17 protein-coding genes are annotated in these 15,899 nt (G+C 59.5%); 5 read left to right on the top strand and 12 right to left on the bottom strand.

The annotated features are described in order from the left end of the window. The 3 genes from E1297_RS16225 to E1297_RS16215 all read right to left on the bottom strand — a co-directional run bounded on the left by E1297_RS16225 (position 1) and on the right by E1297_RS16215 (position 2,445). The gene (locus E1297_RS16225; RefSeq protein WP_155140033.1) at positions 1-828 is read right to left on the bottom strand and encodes an ABC transporter permease; all 828 of its coding nucleotides are present in this window, start codon (positions 826-828) and stop codon (positions 1-3) included. Next, positions 825-1,538 (bottom strand): ABC transporter permease, encoded by a 714-nt coding sequence (locus tag E1297_RS16220; protein WP_155140031.1) that lies wholly within the window; start codon positions 1,536-1,538, stop codon positions 825-827. The genes E1297_RS16225 and E1297_RS16220 overlap by 4 nt, the downstream gene beginning before the upstream one ends. A 130-nt stretch (positions 1,539-1,668) precedes the next feature. Then, positions 1,669-2,445 carry an ABC transporter substrate-binding protein gene (locus E1297_RS16215; RefSeq protein ID WP_155140029.1) on the bottom strand — a complete coding sequence of 259 codons (777 nt, stop codon included), beginning with the start codon at positions 2,443-2,445 and terminating at the stop codon, positions 1,669-1,671. Between the two features lie 357 nt (positions 2,446-2,802). Here E1297_RS16215 and E1297_RS16210 point away from each other — a divergent pair, with 357 nt between their 5' ends. Next, positions 2,803-3,450 (top strand): glutathione S-transferase family protein, encoded by a 648-nt coding sequence (locus tag E1297_RS16210; protein WP_155140027.1) that lies wholly within the window; start codon positions 2,803-2,805, stop codon positions 3,448-3,450. A gap of 14 nt (positions 3,451-3,464) precedes the next feature. On the opposite strand, the gene E1297_RS16205 is transcribed toward E1297_RS16210, so the two are convergent. Next, positions 3,465-4,385 (bottom strand): LysR family transcriptional regulator, encoded by a 921-nt coding sequence (locus tag E1297_RS16205; RefSeq protein WP_155140025.1) that lies wholly within the window; start codon positions 4,383-4,385, stop codon positions 3,465-3,467. Between the two features lie 174 nt (positions 4,386-4,559). Here E1297_RS16205 and E1297_RS16200 point away from each other — a divergent pair, with 174 nt between their 5' ends. Next, positions 4,560-5,558: an MBL fold metallo-hydrolase gene (locus E1297_RS16200; protein WP_155140023.1), complete on the top strand. Its 999-nt coding sequence runs from the start codon at positions 4,560-4,562 to the stop codon at positions 5,556-5,558. A gap of 50 nt (positions 5,559-5,608) precedes the next feature. Here the strand turns inward: E1297_RS16200 and glp are convergent, their stop codons facing one another. From glp to E1297_RS16160, 8 genes are all read right to left on the bottom strand, one after another. Then, positions 5,609-6,886, bottom strand: coding sequence for a gephyrin-like molybdotransferase Glp (gene glp, locus E1297_RS16195; protein WP_155140020.1), 1,278 nt, complete (start codon positions 6,884-6,886; stop codon positions 5,609-5,611). After that, complete coding sequence (mobB, locus tag E1297_RS16190; protein ID WP_155140018.1) at positions 6,883-7,416, bottom strand: molybdopterin-guanine dinucleotide biosynthesis protein B; 534 nt, start codon at positions 7,414-7,416, stop codon at positions 6,883-6,885. Before mobB ends, glp begins: the two co-directional genes overlap by 4 nt. Continuing rightward, complete coding sequence (gene mobA / locus E1297_RS16185) at positions 7,413-8,057, bottom strand: molybdenum cofactor guanylyltransferase MobA (RefSeq protein ID WP_155140016.1); 645 nt, start codon at positions 8,055-8,057, stop codon at positions 7,413-7,415. The genes mobB and mobA overlap by 4 nt, the downstream gene beginning before the upstream one ends. Beyond that, complete coding sequence (locus E1297_RS16180; protein ID WP_155140014.1) at positions 8,054-8,977, bottom strand: formate dehydrogenase accessory sulfurtransferase FdhD; 924 nt, start codon at positions 8,975-8,977, stop codon at positions 8,054-8,056. Before E1297_RS16180 ends, mobA begins: the two co-directional genes overlap by 4 nt. 12 nt (positions 8,978-8,989) lie before the next feature. Then, positions 8,990-10,159 (bottom strand): benzoate/H(+) symporter BenE family transporter, encoded by a 1,170-nt coding sequence (locus E1297_RS16175; RefSeq protein WP_155140012.1) that lies wholly within the window; start codon positions 10,157-10,159, stop codon positions 8,990-8,992. A 108-nt stretch (positions 10,160-10,267) separates the two neighbouring features. Next, positions 10,268-10,726: a BLUF domain-containing protein gene (locus E1297_RS16170; protein ID WP_155140010.1), complete on the bottom strand. Its 459-nt coding sequence runs from the start codon at positions 10,724-10,726 to the stop codon at positions 10,268-10,270. A gap of 94 nt (positions 10,727-10,820) precedes the next feature. After that, positions 10,821-11,432, bottom strand: coding sequence for a GNAT family N-acetyltransferase (locus E1297_RS16165; protein WP_155140008.1), 612 nt, complete (start codon positions 11,430-11,432; stop codon positions 10,821-10,823). 158 nt (positions 11,433-11,590) lie between these two features. Next, positions 11,591-12,274 carry an SDR family oxidoreductase gene (locus E1297_RS16160; protein ID WP_155140006.1) on the bottom strand — a complete coding sequence of 228 codons (684 nt, stop codon included), beginning with the start codon at positions 12,272-12,274 and terminating at the stop codon, positions 11,591-11,593. A 280-nt stretch (positions 12,275-12,554) separates the two neighbouring features. Between E1297_RS16160 and E1297_RS16155 the strand changes: the two genes are divergently transcribed. The 3 genes from E1297_RS16155 to E1297_RS16145 all read left to right on the top strand — a co-directional run bounded on the left by E1297_RS16155 (position 12,555) and on the right by E1297_RS16145 (position 15,709). Continuing rightward, a complete protein-coding gene (locus tag E1297_RS16155) occupies positions 12,555-13,739 on the top strand; it encodes an Mrp/NBP35 family ATP-binding protein (protein ID WP_155140004.1) in 1,185 nt (394 codons plus the stop codon). Between the two features lie 210 nt (positions 13,740-13,949). Then, positions 13,950-14,141 carry a DUF6494 family protein gene (locus E1297_RS16150; protein WP_155140002.1) on the top strand — a complete coding sequence of 64 codons (192 nt, stop codon included), beginning with the start codon at positions 13,950-13,952 and terminating at the stop codon, positions 14,139-14,141. Positions 14,142-14,431: 290 nt separating this feature from the next. Continuing rightward, positions 14,432-15,709, top strand: coding sequence for a multidrug effflux MFS transporter (locus E1297_RS16145; RefSeq protein WP_155140000.1), 1,278 nt, complete (start codon positions 14,432-14,434; stop codon positions 15,707-15,709). Positions 15,710-15,899: the final 190 nt, after the last annotated feature.

The following is a 15,899-nucleotide window of genomic DNA, read 5'->3' as shown; positions in this document are numbered from 1 at the left end:
TCAGCGCTTCAGGTGCCGTGTGAGGCGCGTTTCCAGCCGGTCCCAGATACGCCGCAGCATTTCCACGATCAGCAGATAGAGGACCGCCGCCCAGATGTAAGCCTGAAAGTCGTAGGACCTTGAGAACGCCCGCCGGGTTTCGCCCATGAGGTCAAAGACGGTCACGATCGAAGCAATCGCTGAGCCCTTGATCATCAGGATGATCTCGTTGCCATAGGGACGCAGCGCCACCATCAGGGCCTGGGGCAGGATAATCTTGAAAAAGATCACAGTGCGCGGCAGGCCAAGTGCCATGCCGCCTTCCCATTGGCCGCGTGGAACATTGAGGATCGCGCCGCGCAGGATTTCGGCCTGATAGGCGGATGTGTTCAGGGAAAACGCGAAAATGATGCAGTAGATCGCTTCACGGAAGAACCACCACAGTCCGATGCTTTGAAGCTCGGCGCGGAAGGAACCGGCCCCGTAATAGATCAGGAAGGTCTGGGCCAGAAGCGGGGTGCCGCGAAAGAAGTAGACATAGCCGTAGGCCGGCCAGCGGAAGATCCTCCATTGCGAGTTTCGAGCAAAGGCGATCGGCACGGACAGTGCCGCACCGATCAACAATGACGCGGCGACGATCTGGACGGTCACGACGAAACCGTCGACATATTCGCCCCAGTATTTCTGAACGAACGGGCTCGCGACGTTGATCGACAAATAATAGAGCAGATAGGCACCGGCAACGATCCACAACGCCATCAGGACGTGGCCGGTAATGCGTCCGCCCGTCCATTTGCGGGCCGATGGCGGCGGAGCGGGCATGCCGGTTGCAGGGTTGGCAGCGGTCATCTTGCGACATCTCCCCGCTTGGACCAGGATTCAATGCGGGTCAGGCCGGCAGACGAAATCATCGCAAGCACCAGATAGATCAGGCAGGCAATGCCGAAAAAGAAAAACGGTTCCTTGGTCACGCGGGCGGCGATTCCCGCCTGGCGGACCAGATCGGACAATCCGATCACGGAGACGAGGGCGGTTTCTTTCAAAAGGATCAGCCACAGGTTTCCAAGTGCCGGCAGTGCCAGACGGATCAGCTGAGGCATCACGACAAGGCGCATGGTCTTGAACCGGGACATGCCAAGCGCAAAGCCGCCTTCGTATTGGCCTTGCGGAATACCGCGAAAGGCCGACAGGAATGCCTCGGAAGCATAGGACGAAAACACCAGCGCCAGCGCCACCATTCCGGCAACAAAAGAATTGACCTCGATATACATGTTGAGGCCGATCAGCTTGGCGAGCTCCTGAATACCTATTTGCACGCCATAATAGACGAGAAACAGGGTCAGCAGTTCCGGCAGGCCACGGAAGATCGTTGTGTAGATGTTGGCCGCCATGCGCAGGGACGGTTCTTCGGATTTTTTCGCCAGCGCGATGATGAATCCGAGAAGCAGCCCGAATGGCAGTGTCGCAAGGGCCAGGGAAATCGTGACGAGCACACCTTCGGCGATTTCATCGCCCCAGCCCTGGTCCCCGAAGGATATGAGCGTCCATAGCTCGTTCATGGGTCGGCGCTTCTTTCTTGTTGTTGTTCGGTCCGGTTCTGCGGGTGGCCAGCTGTTTCCAGGGGCCCATATGCGAGAAGCGCGGCAGATGGATCACGCCGCGCTTCCGCTCAGTCGTCAAGCCGGAGGATTAACCGCCATAAACGTCGAAAACGAAGTACTTGTCGTTGATTTCCTTGTACTTGCCGTTGGCAAGGATTGCTTCGATGGCTTCGTTGAACTGGTCGCGCAGGGCGGTGTCGTCCTTGCGGATCGCGATCCCGGCGCCTTCACCATTGATGACCGGGTCCGGCGTCAGCGTTCCGAGCAGTTTGCAGCACGCGCCGTCTTCGGTTTCCAGCCACTCCGACAGAACCACAACGTCGTCGATGACGGCGTCAATCCGGCCGCTTGCAACATCAAGCTTGTACTCGTCCGGGGTCGGATACAGTCTCAGGTCTGCTGACGGCAGCTTTGCCTCGGCATAGTTGGAGTGTGTGGTGGAGGACTGGGCACCCAGAGCCACGCCATCGAGGTCTTCCGCGCTGGTGCCCTTGATCGGGGAATCCTTCGGTACGGCGATTGCCGGCGGTGTGTTGTAATATTTGTTGGTGAAATCGACCTTCTGCTTGCGCTCCTCGGTGATCGACATGGAAGCGATCACGGCGTCGAACTTGCCTGCCTGCAGAGCCGGGATCATGCCGTCCCAATCCTGGGTGACAAACACACACTCGGCGTTCATTTCCTCACACAGCGCCTTGGCAATGTCGATGTCGAAGCCGACCAGCTGGCCATCGGCGGTCAGGGTGTTGAACGGAGGATAAGCGCCCTCGGTTCCGATCCGGATCTTGCTCCAGTCCTGAGCCTGTGCGGCGCCAACACCGGCAAACACAACGGCAGCGGCCGCAGCCAAACGCAGAATTCGCATATTGTAGTTCCCCTATGGTCTGTCTTGGGGGCGAGACGGGCCTTCGCCCGTTCGTTTTGCCCGAGCCGCATAATCCCAATACTTCCGACCAGATTTCAAGCATGCCTATAAAAAAAACACAGGCCAGTTCCGGCTTTTGTGCTTTCGCGCCGGTTCAGGTGTGGACGGGAGCATCGCGGTGCTTCGATTTTCGGCAGCAAGTCTGCCTCCCGTGAGATGATTCGCAGCAGCGTTCTCCAGAGAAAAGCTCCGGATTTCATAATATTAATCAGGGTTTTTGATCAATCTCATGATTTTTTTCAATTTGATGTATGCTTTCCCGAAACCTAGCGTCCCGGCAAACAACGGGAGCATGTCATGGCTGATCTGGAACTTTTCATCGGCAACAAGAACTACTCATCCTGGTCGTTCCGGCCATGGATCGCCCTCAGGCACAAGGACATTCCGTTCAGGGAAAACCTTGTTCCGTTCGACTTCGAAAACGGCAATCCGGCTTTCAAGGATTTTTCGCCCAGCATGAAGGTGCCGGTTCTCAAGGATGGGGATCTGACGGTTTGGGACAGTCTTGCCATTCTGGAATATATCGCGGATTTGTTCCCGGAAGCCGGACTTTGGCCTGAAGACACGAAGGTGCGGGCAAAGGCACGGGCGGTGTCGGCGGAAATGCATTCCGGCTTCACCGCCTTGCGCGGCACATGTCCGATGAACATGAAGCGTCCCCTGGAAGTGTTGCCGGTTGACGACGGCGTGAAGGCCGACGTTGCACGGATCGCCCAAATCTGGAGCGAGTGTCTTGATGCCTCCGGCGGGCCGTTTCTGTTTGGCGATTTTTCTGTCGCCGACGCGATGTATGCGCCGGTCGTCAGCCGGTTCCGGACCTATTGCCTGTCAAATGATCCAGTCTTCCATCGCTACGCCGATGCCCTGACCGCGACGCCAGCCTGGAAAGAATGGGAAGCGGAGGCGGTGAAAGAGCCGTGGCATGTTGCCGTGGACGAGATCTGACGGATCTTGCCGCCTCAGCAGGGTGGAGAATGGCTTTGAAACGCGCCATTTTCCATCATGAACGTCTTGTAGGCGTCGACAAAGCGCCGCACCTTCAGGGGGATGAAGCGGTTGGAGGGATAGACCGCATGAACCGGGTGCGGGGTGTGCATCCAGCCATCAAGCACGGTTTCAAGATCGCCCCTGGAAATACCGGGCTGGGCAAGCCACGTGACTGCGAGCGTGATCCCGACGCCATCCATTGCCGCTTGCCGCAAGGCGGCCGAATTGTTGATCAGCATCACCGGATTGAAGGGGACGCGAACCTGTTTGCCGGACGGCGAGGACAGCACCAGTCGCCCGCTTTCAGCCATTGACGGGTAGAGTACGAAGGCGTGGGCGGTGAGATCCTCCGGGTGCTTCGGACGGCCCATCCGCTCAAGATAGGACGGGGAGGCCACAAGACAGCGCTGCATGTCACCGAGTTTACGCACAACCTGACGCTCATCCTCGATCACACCCATGCGAATGGCCAGATCGACCCGTTCCTTTTGCAGATCGACAAAACTGTCCGACAGATGGACATCGAGCCGGATGTCCGGGTGGCTGGTCTTGAAGTTGATCAGGAACGATGCCAGGAGCGGCTCGGCAAAGGCATAGGGCAGGCTGACCGACAGGCGGCCCCGCATCTGCGCCTCGGCGCTCTGGATCGAGCGGTCTGCCTCGTCAATCTGTTCGAGAATATCCGTTGCATAGGAAAGATAGCGTTCACCTGCCTCGGTGAGCGACAGACGCCGCGTGGTCCGGTTGAGCAGGCGGGTGCCCAAATGGTCTTCCAGCGTGCGCACCTGCTGGCTGATGGCAGGTTGGGAGACACCAAGGTGACCGGCGGCAGCAGAAAAGCTGCCGAGCTTTGCCGCCTGCACGAAACTGGTGAGGGCTGTAAGTTTGTCCATGATTGATCCAGAATAGGCGGGAGCACGCGGTGAAGCAGCAGTCAATTAATAAGAAATTATTTTAAAAGATATAAGACTAAGCCATCTGGTCAAATTATTTCGAATAAATCACTTAGAAAGCAACCGTAGGCTGCGGCCTTTGATCGGACAGACACTGCCTTGGAGAGTAAGACTATGTTGGACCAGATTTCATTGAACCGGCGCGGATTCCTGCAAGGGGCCCTGACGGGAGGGCTCGCCGCAGGGATGGCCGCCGGTAGCCTGGCATTGATGCCATCATTTGCGCAGGCGGCGGCGCCCTTCTCCGGTGTGCCGACCGCCGGTGCGCTGCGGCGCAAGGTCGGCAGTTACGAGGTGACGGCGCTTCTGGACGGCCATATTCAGCTCAGCCCGGAACTGATCCTCGGGCTGGAGGATCAGGAAGCAACCCGCTTGCGCGAGGCGGCTTTTGTAGAGGGGCCTGTGCTGACCGGGCCGGTCAACGCCTATCTGGTCAACACCGGCGACAAGCTGGTGCTGATCGACGCCGGCACCTCGGACTATTTGGGGCCATCGGCGGGGCATCTGGACAAGGCGCTTGCTGCGGCCGGTGTGGCACCGGACCAGATCGATGCAGTTCTGATCACCCACATGCACGTGGATCATCTGTTTGGTGTGCTGAAACCGAACGGCGAAAAGATGTTTCCGAATGCCGAGCTGTTGCTGCCGGAAGCTGACCGCGCCTTCTGGTATGACGATGCCATGATGAACGCCGCTGCGGCAGGGATGAAACCTTTTTTCACCGGCGCGCGCAAATCCGCCGACGCCTATGCATCGCGTCAGACGCTCTTCGTTGATGGCGAGGAAATCCTGCCGGGGATTACCGCCAAGGCCATGCCGGGTCATACGCCGGGGCACACGGGCTTCGTGATCGACAACAATGGCGAGCGGTTGATCATTGCCGCAGACATCGTTCACGCTTCCGTCTACCAGTTCGCCAGGCCGGACTGGGCCATCGGCTTCGATGTCGACCCGGCGCAAGCCGTTGCAAGCCGCAGGCGTTTCTTCGATGAAGCGGCCGCCGACCGGGTGTTGTTCGCAGGCATGCACATCCCGTTCCCGGGCTTTGGCCATGTTGCCAGAAACGGGGACGGCTACCGCTTCGTTGCCGCCGAATGGCCCTATACCTTGTGAATAGAGGCCGGAAGATAGCCGCTTTGTAAAACGGCTATCCCGAGTTGCGGCTACCGCACCCCCATGCCGGAGAAGGGAAGGAAGGTGACCAGATCGCCTTTCTCCACACTTGTGGCCTCTTCCGGGATCTCGATCAGGCCATCGGCCTCCCGAAGACCGGTGATCAGGCCGGAGCCGTCCCGGTCGAATTTCCTCACATGGGTGCGGCCATCCGCACCGGCTTCCAGGATGCCGCGATAGAACTCGCGCCGGTCGGGCTTCTTTCTGGGAACCTCGAAGTCCGCCGGTACCTGAAAGGCTTGTGGAGTGAGAAACACACCGCCGCCAAGAACCGACAGCACGGGCCGTGCATAGAGCAGAAAGCAGACCATGGCAGCCACCGGATTGCCGGGCAGGCCCAAAAGCACGCAACTGCCAATCTGGCCGAACATCATCGGGCGTCCCGGCTTGATTGCCAATTGCCACATGTGCCGGGATCCGAGCCGGTCGAGGCTCCACAGGATGTGATCTTCCTCGCCCCGGCTGGCGCCGCCGGTGGTCAGGATGACATCGGCTTCCCGCGAGGCTGCGGCAAGGGCTGCCTCCACCGCGTCCGCGGTGTCTGGCAGGACGCCCAGATCGGAGACCTCGACATCCATGGTTTCGCACAGGCCGCGCAGCAGGAAATGATTGGAATCGTAGACACCGCCGGGCGGCAGATCCGTCCCCGGCCGCCGGATTTCATCACCCGTCGATATCAGGGCGACTTGCAGCTTTCGATAAACCTCGACATTTGCCTTGCCGGTTGAGGCAATTGACGCAAGATCCTGCGGTTTCAATCGAATGCCCGCATCAAGAATGACGGACCCTCGCTTCACATCCTCACCGGCGCGGCGCCGGTTGGCTCCCGGTTTCAGGCCCTGCGGAACGATGACAAAGTGCTGTCCGTCCTGGTCGTGGCGCTCGCAGTCTTCCTGCATCGCGACCGTGTCGGTGCCCGCCGGCATGACAGCCCCGGTAAAGATGCGCGCTGCGGCCCAAGGACCGATCGGGCGCTCGCTTGGATGACCGGCAGCGATACGCTGCTCGAGCCGGAAGAACCCGCCAGCAGGTTCATAATCCGCATGCCGGAAGGCATATCCGTCGACGGCTGCATTGTCGGTCAGCGGGATGTCGCGCGGAGCTGTGACCGTCTCGGCGAGGATCCGTCCATGGGCCTGTTCCAGCGGGACTGTCTCGGTCTGCGCAACCGGCGACAAGCGGTCCTTCAGGATCTGAAGGGCTTCGCCGTGCCGCAACCGGTCCTTGTCGTGCAGGAAGCAGTCATCGATCAGTGGCTTTCCGCTCATGGCAGAACCCCTTCTGCCGGCTGCGGAAGGTCAACCGCATTTGCGATAAAATCGGCCATGCCCGGTACGTCATCTAGATCGAACAGCGGCAGGCTTTCGCCTTCCGGTGCATGGTCGGCGGCAATTGCCAGAATGTTGGGGTCTTCCACAGCGAGCGGGGCCGTGTTGCTGGCATCTACCCTGCGGGCTTCGATCTTGGGGTGGTGCTCCCGCTTGTAACCTTCAATCAGCACAAGGTCGCAGGGAGCCAGCCGGGAAAGGATCTCCTCAAGCGGCGGTTCGAGCTCCTCGCGAAGTTCATGCATCAGGGCCCAGCGGCGCCCGGAAACAAGAGCGACTTCGCTTGCACCGGCTTCCCTGTGCCGGTAACTGTCGGCGCCGGGCCGGTCGATATCGAAATTGTGGTGGGCGTGCTTGACGGTCGACACCTTGTAGCCGCGCCGGGTGAATTCGGCGACCAGCCGGGTGACAAGCTGTGTTTTGCCGGAATTCTTCCAGCCGGTAATCCCGAAGACGCGGTTCTGGCTCATGAAGCAATCGCGTTCATCGCGGAACGTGCCGTTGCCAGGTCTTCCGGCCGGTTGGCATTGAAGAATGGGTCAAGGCCGGTTTCTGCGGCCGTGTCGAAAGCCACTTCGACGCTGTCATAGCCATCGACAAACGCCAGAACCTTGCCGTTCTGGCCGCTGGCAAGCCAATGATGCAGATCGTCAGCCAGCGCAACAGGCCACAGTCCGAACACCGGATGCAGCTTCTCGTGCGAACTGGCCAGGGCGATCACTGTCTGGTCTTGCGGGACCGCATCACACAGGCGTTTCACCAAGTCCTTGGGGAAGAAAGGCGTATCGGCGGCTACCGAAATCACATGGGTGATGGTGCCGCGTTGCCGTCTCGCATAGTTCATGCCTGCCAGAATGCCCGCAAGCGGCCCTGCAAAACCGCCGACCGGATCGGGCTCGACGGGCAGGCCAAAATCCCGGAACCGTGCCGGGTCGCCATTGGCATTGAGCACAATCGTGTCCACTTGCGGCGTCAGCCGCTCCAAAATCACTGAAAGCATGGGCTTGCCGCCAAGTTCCAGAAGCGTCTTGTCGCCACCGCCCATGCGGCGCGACTGTCCGCCTGCGAGGATGCAAGCTAAGATGTTCGGCTGGGCCAAACCCGAGGTCATTCCGCTGCCAAGCTCCCTTTTCTGGAGGCGCGTACCGGCTCGTCGTCAACGGTTGCCGGGTCAAGGTCGAATACCATGCGTTCGGTTCCGGAAAGCGCGGTGAAGCGCTTTCCCCGGGCCCGTCCGATCAGGGTCAATCCTGACTGACGGGCAAGATCGACGCCCCACGCAGTAAAGCCGGAACGCGACACCAGAACCGGAATGCCCATCAGCACCGTCTTGATCACCATCTCGGACGTCAGCCGTCCGGTGGTGTAGAATATCTTGTCTTTTGGCGAAACCTTGTTCAGCGCCATCCAGCCCGCGATTTTATCGACTGCGTTGTGGCGGCCAACGTCTTCCATGTAAACCAGAGGCCGGTCTTCCTGACACAGGACGCAGCCATGGATCGCGCCCGCTTCCAGATAAAGCGACGGCGTCGTGTTGATGGCCCTGGTCAAGGCATAGAGCCAGGAGGTCCGCAATTCGGCGTTGGGCAGGGTGATGCCTTCGAAGCTGTCCATGACATCTCCAAAGACGGTTCCTTGCGCGCAGCCGGAGGTGCGGACCTTCTTCTTGAGCTTGTCCTCGTAATTGGTCTCGCGCTCGGTGCGCACGACCACGACCTCCAGATCATCATCGTAATCGATGCCGGTGATGACATCGTCATCGCGCAACATGTTCTGGTTCCTGAGATAGCCAACGGCCAGCAGGTCGGGATGGTCGCCGATGGTCATCATGGTCACCACTTCCTGCGAGTTCAGGAAAAGTGTCAGGGCCTTTTCGGTCACGACCCGGGTATCGACCGGGTTTCCGTTCTGGTCGAGGCCGCCGATTGTGACCGACAAGGCGGGGTCTTTCGGATCAGGCTTCACAAGATAGGTTTCAGACACAGACGGCTCCGCAATTACATTTGCCCTGAGTATGGTGACATAATCCATTTGAACAAGGGCTTAGCGCGGCCGTTTGAACCGCATCAACGCGAAAAAGGCCCCACCGGCGGCCAATCCCCAAAATGCGCTGGAGACACCGGCAATCGGAACCCCTGATGCTGTCACCAGAAACGTGATGATTGCAGGTGTTCTGGTGGCCGCCTCGCGGGTCGCTGATATCACCGCCTGAGCGAACGCGCCGATCAATGCCAGGCCCGCCAGTGCAGTGATCAGATGGTCCGGGGTTGCCATAATGAATGCGGACACCAGCCCGGAAAATAACCCGAGGACAATGTAGAAAACACCGCCGAAAACTGCAGCCCAATATCGCCGTTCCGGTGCTGGATCGGCATCTTCTCCAGCACAAAGGGCAGCCGTGATTGCCGCCAATGTGATGGCATGGCCGCCGAACGGGGCGCTCAGGAAACTGAAAAAGCCGGTTGCTGCAAACAGTTTCCCCGGTTCGGGGCTGTATTTATAGGCCGCGAGGACGGCAACGCCTGGAATGTTCTGTGATGCCATCGTGACCAGATAAAGCGGCAGGGCAATGCCTACAATCGCTTGCCATGTGAACACGGGGGGCACCAACTCCAGCTTGGCAAAAGCGGAAATCCTGTCCAGCTGATCGGGCGTTCCAACTGTAAAGGTCAGGATCACGGTGACAGCGAGTGCCAGCAACATTGAAAAAAGCGGGAAGAAGCGGAGGCCGATAGCCCATACGGCAATCACCGGCAGGGCCTCGAGCGGAGCGAGGGCCACAGACTTGACCGGTGCGAGGCAAAGCCCGAACAGGACACCGGCAAGCATTGCGTTGGCAAGCGGCATCGGAACAGCGGAAACCAGCCGCGTTAACGGGCGGAACAACCCTGACAACATGATCAGGCCGGCGCACAGGATGAACGCCCCGACGGCTGCGGGAAAGCCGCCGGCAACTGCGCCGGTTGTCGCCAGAAGCGCTGCTCCGGGCATCGACTGGGCCATTGCAACCGGCATTTTCAGAGCCAGGCTCACGACAATCGCGCAAATGCCCATGGAGATGTACAGCGCCATCAGGCCGCTGGTTGCTTCGGCCATAGTGGCCCCGACATGGGTCAGTCCGTGAATGACCACCGCAAATGAACTGGCGACGCCGATCACGGCTGACAGGAAGCCTGCCCAAACTGTCTGGTAGGATGGATAGACTGACGGCATAGAAAGACTGAAGCCTTGGAGGGGGCGTGGCTAAAGCCTATTCGGTTCAAGGCAGGCGCGTCCAGCGCGAAGTGGTTCGATGCCGGTTGAGGCGATCGGGTCTATAGTTCAAATCATCATCATGCCGTTGGTCAGCCGTCCTTGGGCTACATCGTCCGCGAAGGTGCTGAAGGCATCGAGCCCTTCCTGCCGCGAGAGGGGGGAGGGCCGGTCTATCAGGGACCGCAGCTGTGCATGGCGTTTGGGGCCATCCCTCTCGGTGAGGTCCCGGAAAAACATCAGACTGTCCGGAAACAATCGGTCACGCGAGGGTTCGTGAAAAATCGCCTCGAAATCGCTCAGCCTCGGGTCGCCCATCACGCAGTAAAGTGTTTCAAGCACACGGCCTGTATCGCCTTCCAGCAGCTGTATCATGTAATTGTCGGTCATCAGCAGGGCACCCGTCACCCCGGCGCGCCGGTTGATCTGCCGGATCCGCGAGAGGGAATGCTCGATTTCATCGGACAGGCACAACCTGAGGCGCAGCCAGTTGATCCTGGCCCGATAGCAAATGCGATATACCTGCATCGTGCACCTCATCGAGTTGACGTCCCGATGAAAACAGGCTGCGCCTCATTTCTTCACATTCTCTTAAAATCGGAAGAATTTGCCCGTAAGTGTTTTATTTCCCTGCGTCATGCAATGAGTCTGGGTTCAGTCTGTATTCCAGACCCGCTTTCACCGCCGGCCATTCGCAGGCAATGATCGAATAAACCGCCGTGTCGCGAAGCGAGCCGTTCGGCATTTTCTGGTGGGAGCGCAGGATGCCGTCGAGTTTGGCGCCGAGACGTTCGATTGCGGTACGGCTTTGCCGGTTGAGGAAATGGGTCCGGAACTCGACCGCAATACAGTCGAGGGCATCAAAGGCATGGTGTAACAGCAGCAGCTTGGCTTCGGTGTTGAGCGGTGTCCGCTGCACGGCTTTCCGGTACCATGTCGATCCGATTTCAACACGTTTGTTCGCTGCATCCACATTCATGTAGGTGGTCATGCCGACAGCCTGGCCCGTGTCCGGCTTGATGACTGCAAACGGCAGCATCCCGCCCTGTTGCTGCAGGCCGAGGCGGCGATCAATTTCCGCTTCGATCGCATCGGGAGCGGGCACGCTCGTATACCAAAGCTTGTGCAAGTCACCGTCGCGGGCGGCGTCCCGGAGATCCGGCGCATGGGTATGAGAAAGGGGGGCAAGACGAACATGCACGCCTTCAAGTGTGATCGGGGCAGGCCAGCTCATTTCAGTCAATCCGTTGTCGGGGAGGTGAGTAGCAGTTCAAATAGATGACGTGCCCGCTCGGACTCGGGCGTCCGGCGCAATGGTCATGGCAAGAGAGCGTAGATTTGGCCGTGTGCGCCTTTCTTGCAGAGCACACGGGCCAAGCACCGCTGGTGTTCCTAGAAATCGCGTTCTTCGCCATTCCATTTGAAGAACCGTCCGGTCTGCGACTGTGTCAATCCGCCGGCAAGATCGAGAATACCGCCTGCCACGTCTACCGGGTCATTGTCGGCTTCGGGCCCGCCCATATCCGTCCGGACCCAGCCCGGGTCGACCAGCGCGACCGTAATGTTGTCCGGCTTCAGGTCCGTGGAAAGACCCTGCATCACCTTGTTCACGGCTGCCTTGGAGGCGCGATAGGCGATTCGATCGGATTTGGCATAGCCCATCCATGACATCTGGCTGGAAATGGTCACGATCCGGCCGTTTTCCGATCTTTTCAGGTGCGGCAAAAACGCCTGTGCGACGGCGAGGGGGGCGAGGGTGTTGATTTCGAGGGTCTTGGCGAAGCCTGCAAAATCCATGTCCAGCGTTGCCTGCCGGTCAGGGCCGATGATCCCGGCATTGTTGATCAGAACATCTATCGGTGCATCGATTTCCGCAGCTGCATTGGCAACGGCCGTGTGATCGGTCACGTCGAACACCAACGGCACGAACCGGTCAGATCCAAGCTCCCTGCCGGTAAGCTCGGCCTGTTCGCGGGTGCGTGCGGAGCCGTAAACCAGCCACCCGCGGCCGATGGCCTGGCGTGCGAGTTCAAGGCCGATGCCGCGGTTTGTCGCGGTGATGAGAAGTGACGTCATGGAACTGCCCGGAAAAGGGAAAGGGAAGGGAGCGCCGGAAAGGCGCGGTCACATTGCAAAGAATCCTAAGTACACGCAAGCGCGGAAAGACGGTGTGGTCTGGAACACCTTTTCATCTGCCGGCTACCGAAGCATGGCGTGACCGCCTTCCCGAAGCCCTGATCGGGTGTCAAAGCCACGCTGTCCTGTCCGCTTTTCCAGTCTTTGCCGAAGGCCGCCAATTGACGCCCGCGCTCGGGTGACTAGGTTAAGCCCGATTTCAAACAAACGGAATGAGCGCATGAGCGACACCCTAAAAAAATCGGTTCTGGAGCGGCTTTCGCGAATCAAGGGGCCAGATCTGGAGGGCGATATCGTTTCGCTCGGTCTTGTCTCCGATGTGTTTGTCTCCGATGGCCGGGTAGCCTTTTCGATCACGGTTCCAGCCGAACGGGCGCAGGAGCTTGAGGCCTTGCGGCAAGCGGCTGAAAAGGTGGTTCTTGAACTCGACGGTGTCGAAACCGCGATGGTTGCGCTGACAGCAGAGCGCGCGCCCGGAAGCCCCGCGTCCCGGCCAGCCGCCCCGCGGCCGGCGCAAGGCGGCATGGCATCGCGTGGTGCACCGCCCTCATCAGGCGGAAATCCGGGCACCCCCGGCGAGAAACCTGGCCAGAAGGCCGGTGTGCCGGGTGTCAAGCGGATCATCGCGGTGGCGTCGGGCAAGGGCGGTGTCGGCAAATCGACCACGACCGCCAATCTGGCGCTGGGCCTGAAAGCCAATGGCCTGCGGGTGGGCGTTCTCGACGCGGATATCTACGGGCCTTCCATCCCGCGCCTGTTCAACGTTCACGGCCGCCCGGAGCCGGTCTCTGGCCGGATCATGAAGCCGCTGGAAGGCTATGGCGTGAAGGTCATGTCCATGGGGTTTCTCGTCGAGGAGGAAACACCGATGATCTGGCGCGGGCCGATGGTCATCTCGGCCCTGACGCAAATGCTCCGGGAAGTCGCCTGGGGCGAACTGGACGTTCTTGTTGTCGACATGCCGCCGGGAACGGGCGACGCGCAGCTGACCATGGCGCAGCAGGTGCCGCTCGCAGGCTCTGTCATTGTCTCGACGCCACAAGACCTTGCACTCATCGATGCCCGCAAGGGGCTCAACATGTTCCGCCGTGTCGATGTGCCCGTCCTCGGCATTGTCGAGAACATGAGTTATTTCGTGTGTCCCGATTGTGGGAGCCGTCACGACATTTTCGGGCACGGCGGCGCGCGCGCGGAAGCTGAAAAGCTTGGTGTTCCATTCCTGGGCGAAGTGCCTCTGACCATGCGGATCCGCGAGACGTCCGATTCGGGCGAACCTGTGGTCGTGTCTGACCCGGACGGGCCACATGCAACCATTTACAAGGACATCGCCCGGAAAATGCTGGCCGAAGTCGACCGGCTTGAGGCGGATACGGGGCGGAGCGCGCCCAGGATCGTGATTGAATAGCCGGCATCGCGGCTGAGGATCCTTCGAACCTGCCGTCTTGAGCCATCGTCACCGGAAGCAGCGCTGTCAGCGCTGCTTTTTTTATTGCCGTGTCAGCGGACCGCTTTGGATTGACGTTTTGGCAAGCCTTCGCGAAACTTGCGGGCATGGCACCACCGGAGGGGCGGTCATCGCCCGGCCACCCCTCTGGGCCAAACGGGAGGCACGAATATGAACGAAGCGAATTTCAACATGTCCTTGCGCAAGTTTCTCAAGCAGGTCGGCGTGTCATCGCAACAGGCAATCGAGGCGCATGTGCGTGAAAGCGGCAAGGACAGCGGTCATCTGGAGGCAAGGGTCGTGCTGACGATCGACGGGACGACCTTTGTTCACGAGGTCAAAGGCAGGATTGATCTGGAGTGAAGCGGTTGTGACCAGATCACGCTTTGTGGACACCAAAACGGTAACAGCCAACCCTCGTTTCTGTCGGGCCGCACGCGACATGGGCGGCCAAACTGACGTGCGGGGGATTGTTTAGGGGGGAGACTGAGATGCCGAATTTCATCCACATGCCGAGCGTTCGGAAAGACATGTAAAACGTACGCATTGCAACCTTGCCGTCATTTAGGATACGCCCCTCCGCATCATAGGTTGATATTGTTGTGGTTGTTAACTAGGGTTGTGGGCAATTCTTGGAACGGTCCTTTTGGCGCATGTCGGTCGATCTCATCAATGAAACTCCGCAATCAGGGCGGCACGCCGCAAGGCCTGCACCGTCGCTCTGGATCCTGATTGCGGTCTCCACCATCAGTCCTCTCGCGATGACGATCTACCTGCCGTCGATGGCGGGAATGGTGGACGCATTTCACACGAATCAGGCACAGATCCAGTTGACCATGTCGGTTTATCTGGGGGCTGTTGCTGTTGCCCAACTGTTTCTTGGCCCGTTGTCGGACCGGTACGGCCGGCGCCCGGTGATTGTCGCCGGTATGGCGGCCTTTGTCCTTGGTTCGGTACTCTGCCTGGTCGCACCCAGTGTGGAATTCCTGATTGCGGCCCGGGTGATCCAGGGTGCGGGAGGCTGTGCCGGACTGGTGATCGGGCGTGCCATCGTCAAGGATCTATGCTCCCGTGACCAGGCGGCCGGAATGATCGGTTACGTCACCATGGGGATGGCGGTCGGACCAATGGTGGCTCCCGCTCTCGGCGGGATGCTCGACCGGAGCTTCGGATGGGAAGGCGGGTTCTGGCTGATCCTGGTTGCCGGAGTGATGGTGTTTGCGGCCGTGCTAACGCATTTGCCGGAAACGAACCATAATCTCACAGCCAAAGGCGACTTCGCCAGCCTTGCCCGAAACTACCAAACCCTTGGCCGCGCGCCGCAATTCTGGGCCTTTGCCCTGACGGCCATGTTCACGGCCTCCGCTTATTTTGCCTATCTTGGCGGCGGGCCTTTCATCGCCGCAGAGGTGCTTGGGCTGGAACCGTCCGAAATGGGTTTTTATTTCATGTTCGTCGCAGGTGGGTACCTGATTGGAAACTTCCTGTCCGGACGCCTGTCGGAACGCCTCGGCATTATCAGGATGGTTGTGATCGGCTCGGTGCTGTCTGCCGTTGCCGTGTTCGTCATTTCCTTGGCTGCATATGCGGGAATGCGCACGCCGCTCTCGATTTTTCTGCCGATGGTGCTGGTTGGGATCGGGAATGGGATCTGCTTGCCCAGTGCAATTGCAGGGGCCGTGAGTGTGCGTCCGGATCTGGCAGGTGCGGCAGCTGGTCTTGCAGGGACCTTGCAGGTGGGGTTCGGCGCGCTGACAAGTGCTCTCGTGGCTTGGGCGGTATCTGAAGCCATGTGGCCGGGCACCGTCTGGCCGATGCTGGCCGCCATGGGTATTGGCGTAGTCGCGGTCACCGCATCGGTGGCCGCCGCGATCATGCTCGAACGGCGCCCTGTTGCAGTTTTTTCTGATCGGGCGGATCAACGCGGATAAGCCGTCCAGTTACCACGAAAATGCCCCTCCTTGCCAGAAAGGCATTGCATTTACTTTTGGTTTCACATTCTGAGAGACCTTTGCATAGTGCTTGTCTGTGCAGCTAAACGCGCCAATTCTGCCCAATGTCATCTGTTTGGGACGGAGATGAAGTGTTCAAGGAACGCCTTTCAAGGCGGTTTCCGCCTTG

It is taken from the genome of Roseibium sp. RKSG952 (assembly GCF_009711355.1).
The sequence above is the reverse complement of the archived record's forward strand: the minus strand, read 5'-3'. Positions and strand labels throughout refer to the sequence as shown.

Coding starts and splice junctions, on each gene's coding strand:
- mobA (WP_155140016.1), bottom strand. CDS start 8,057: ATGACCTCGGGTTTGGCCCAGCCGAACATCTTAGCTTGCATCCTCGCA.
- glp (WP_155140020.1), bottom strand. CDS start 6,886: ATGAGCGGAAAGCCACTGATCGATGACTGCTTCCTGCACGACAAGGAC.
- E1297_RS16165 (WP_155140008.1), bottom strand. CDS start 11,432: ATGAGCTGGCCTGCCCCGATCACACTTGAAGGCGTGCATGTTCGTCTT.
- E1297_RS16180 (WP_155140014.1), bottom strand. CDS start 8,977: ATGGATTATGTCACCATACTCAGGGCAAATGTAATTGCGGAGCCGTCT.
- E1297_RS16215 (WP_155140029.1), bottom strand. CDS start 2,445: ATGCGAATTCTGCGTTTGGCTGCGGCCGCTGCCGTTGTGTTTGCCGGT.
- E1297_RS16155 (WP_155140004.1), top strand. CDS start 12,555: ATGAGCGACACCCTAAAAAAATCGGTTCTGGAGCGGCTTTCGCGAATC.
- E1297_RS16175 (WP_155140012.1), bottom strand. CDS start 10,159: ATGCCGTCAGTCTATCCATCCTACCAGACAGTTTGGGCAGGCTTCCTG.
- E1297_RS16145 (WP_155140000.1), top strand. CDS start 14,432: ATGTCGGTCGATCTCATCAATGAAACTCCGCAATCAGGGCGGCACGCC.
- E1297_RS16160 (WP_155140006.1), bottom strand. CDS start 12,274: ATGACGTCACTTCTCATCACCGCGACAAACCGCGGCATCGGCCTTGAA.
- E1297_RS16205 (WP_155140025.1), bottom strand. CDS start 4,385: ATGGACAAACTTACAGCCCTCACCAGTTTCGTGCAGGCGGCAAAGCTC.
- E1297_RS16225 (WP_155140033.1), bottom strand. CDS start 828: ATGACCGCTGCCAACCCTGCAACCGGCATGCCCGCTCCGCCGCCATCG.
- E1297_RS16200 (WP_155140023.1), top strand. CDS start 4,560: ATGTTGGACCAGATTTCATTGAACCGGCGCGGATTCCTGCAAGGGGCC.
- E1297_RS16170 (WP_155140010.1), bottom strand. CDS start 10,726: ATGCAGGTATATCGCATTTGCTATCGGGCCAGGATCAACTGGCTGCGC.
- E1297_RS16150 (WP_155140002.1), top strand. CDS start 13,950: ATGAACGAAGCGAATTTCAACATGTCCTTGCGCAAGTTTCTCAAGCAG.
- mobB (WP_155140018.1), bottom strand. CDS start 7,416: ATGAGCCAGAACCGCGTCTTCGGGATTACCGGCTGGAAGAATTCCGGC.
- E1297_RS16210 (WP_155140027.1), top strand. CDS start 2,803: ATGGCTGATCTGGAACTTTTCATCGGCAACAAGAACTACTCATCCTGG.
- E1297_RS16220 (WP_155140031.1), bottom strand. CDS start 1,538: ATGAACGAGCTATGGACGCTCATATCCTTCGGGGACCAGGGCTGGGGC.